The organism is Bradyrhizobium sp. CCBAU 65884 (assembly GCF_028128835.1).
Classification (GTDB): domain Bacteria; phylum Pseudomonadota; class Alphaproteobacteria; order Rhizobiales; family Xanthobacteraceae; genus Bradyrhizobium; species Bradyrhizobium ottawaense.
The window spans coordinates 1-1,710 of record NZ_LBJU01000038.1 but is presented as its reverse complement, the minus strand read 5'-3'; the positions used below and the strand labels follow the sequence as shown (position 1 = coordinate 1,710).

Below are 1,710 nucleotides of genomic sequence, written 5' to 3'. Positions count from 1 at the left end.
GCTCGTCTCGTCGGAGCTGGCCGGGATAGCGGAGGCGAGACGAGCGCGGGTGGCGTGATCGTCGTCTCGGCTCTTGAACCGCCAGCTATCGTTGCCGGTCTCGACGATGTCGCAGTGATGGGTCAACCGGTCGAGCAGCGCGGTGGTCATCTTGGCGTCGCCGAACACGCTCGGCCATTCGCCGAAGGCGAGATTGGTGGTGACGATGACGGACGCGCGCTCATAGAGCCGGCTGACGAGGTGGAAGAGAAGCTGGCCACCGGACTGGGCGAAGGGCAAATAGCCGAGTTCATCCAGCACGATGAAGTCCATCCGGGTCAGATGCTCGGCGAGCCGACCTTGCCGTCCATTGCGGGTTTCGGTCTCGAGCCGATTGACGAGGTCGACGACGTTGAAGAAGCGGCCGCGGGCACCGGATCGGATGCAGCTTCTGGCGATGGCAATGGCCAGGTGGGTTTTGCCTGTGCCGGTGCCGCCAACCAGCACGACGTTGCGTTGTTGGGCGATGAAGCCGCCGCCAGCGAGATCATTGACGAGAGTCTGATTGATCGGCGTGCCGTCGAACTGGAAGTCGGCGATGTCCTTGGCAAGCGGCAGCTTGGCAATGGTAAGCTGGTATTTGATCGACCTGGCTTGCTTCTCGTTGATCTCTGCGTTGAGCAGGTCGCCGACAATGCGCTGAGGTTCGTGCTGGCGCTTGACGGCAGTTGCCATGATCTCGTCGAAGGCAGCCTTCATGCCGTAGAGCTTGAGTTCGCCCATGAGGTCGAAGATTTGGGTTCGTTCCATCAGATGGTCCTCCGGAGGTTGTCGTAGCGGGCACAATCGGCGATCGGCGCATGGCGAAGCGTCAGTGCAGCCGGCGTCATGATGTTGGCGGGTGGGGCGGGTTCACGTTGACGGGCCAGGATGTTGAGCACGACATCCGCGGAATGGACGCTGTGACTGAGCGCTTCGGCACAGGCCGCTTCCACCGCGGGCAGACCGTCAGTCAGCACCGCGTTGAGGATGTCGACCATCTGCCGATTGCCATCGTCGGTGCTGGCAAGCTTGCGCCGGATCCGCTCGATCGCGGCCGGCAGCACCCAGTCTTTGAAGGGAGCACCGTTGCGCAAGGCGCCGGGTTTGCGGGCGAGCACCGGCACATAATGCCAGGGGTCGTAGACGGTATCACCGCGGCCAAAGGATCGCGGGTGCTCGGCAACGATGCGTCCATCCTGACGGATCACGATGCGATCGGCATAGGCTTGAACCTCGACCGGTCGTCCGACTGCGCTGGCTGCGACCGAGTACTTGTTGTTGTCGAAGCGCACCAGGCAGGTCTTCGAGACCGATGCCGTCACCGCATGGAAGCCGTCGAAGCGGCCGACATAGGGAACGAGTTTGGGGCGTTCGGCTTCGAACACTTCCCAGATCGTCTGATCGGCCAGCTCCGGATGGCGATGAGCCTTGGCGTAGGCGATGCATTTGTCGAGCAGCCAGGCGTTTAACTCGTCGAGGTTTTTGAACCGCAGCCGTGGCGTGAAGAAGCGTTCCCGGACCAGCCCGACCTGGTTCTCGACCTGCCCCTTCTCCCAGCCCGACGCTGGCGTACAGGCGACCGGATCGACCAGATAGTGGCTGCACATCTGCAGGAAGCGGCGATTGTAGAGACGCCCTTTACCGACGAAGATCGTCTCTACGGCGGTCTTCATGTTGTCGTAGATGCCG

The 1,710-nt window shown here is 62.2% G+C and carries 1 protein-coding gene and 1 pseudogene; both read right to left on the bottom strand.

What is annotated here, in order from left to right:
• Positions 1–789 (bottom strand): IS21-like element helper ATPase IstB (gene istB / locus XI03_RS01650; protein ID WP_333935277.1); only part of this gene is annotated, 789 nt, incomplete at its 3' end.
• Between the two features lie 8 nt (positions 790–797).
• A pseudogene (locus XI03_RS01645) lies at positions 798–1,710 on the bottom strand (Mu transposase domain-containing protein); the annotation flags it as partial.